Here is a 467-nt window from a genome sequence, read left to right as displayed (position 1 = left end):
GGTCCAGCCCACTGGTCGGTTCGTCGAGGATGAGCAGCTCCGGTTCGTGCATGAACGCCTGCACCACGCCGACCTTCTGCCGGTTGCCCTTGCTCAACCCCTTGATCCGCCGGCCGAGGTCCAGGTCGAGCCGGTCGGCCAGCTCCTCGATCCGAGTCCGGGGCACCCGGCCGCGCAGGTTGCCCAGGTAGGTCAGCAGCTCGCGGGCAGTCTGCCGGCCGTCGACGACGAAGTCGCCGGCCAGGTAGCCGATCCGGCGGCGCAGTGCCACCCCGGCGCGGCGGGGGTCCGCGCCGAGCACGCTGACCCGGCCGCTGGTCGGGCGGATCAGGTCGAGCAGCAGCCGGATGGTGGTGGACTTGCCGGCCCCGTTCGGGCCGAGGAACCCGTACACCTCGCCGGGCTCGACCCGTAGGTCCAGCCCGGTCAGGCCGCGGTTGCGGCCGTACGTCTTGACCAGCTTCCCC

The 467-nt window shown here is 72.4% G+C and carries 1 protein-coding gene; it reads right to left on the bottom strand.

Going from position 1 to position 467, the window contains the following annotated elements:
- A partial coding sequence (locus tag EAD96_RS29800; RefSeq protein WP_147457957.1) for an ABC transporter ATP-binding protein occupies positions 1-460 on the bottom strand: 460 nt, incomplete at its 3' end.
- Positions 461-467: the final 7 nt, after the last annotated feature.

The organism is Micromonospora sp. BL1, from assembly GCF_003667485.1.
Classification (GTDB): domain Bacteria; phylum Actinomycetota; class Actinomycetes; order Mycobacteriales; family Micromonosporaceae; genus Micromonospora; species Micromonospora tulbaghiae.
The sequence above is the reverse complement of the archived record's forward strand: the minus strand, read 5'-3'. Positions and strand labels throughout refer to the sequence as shown.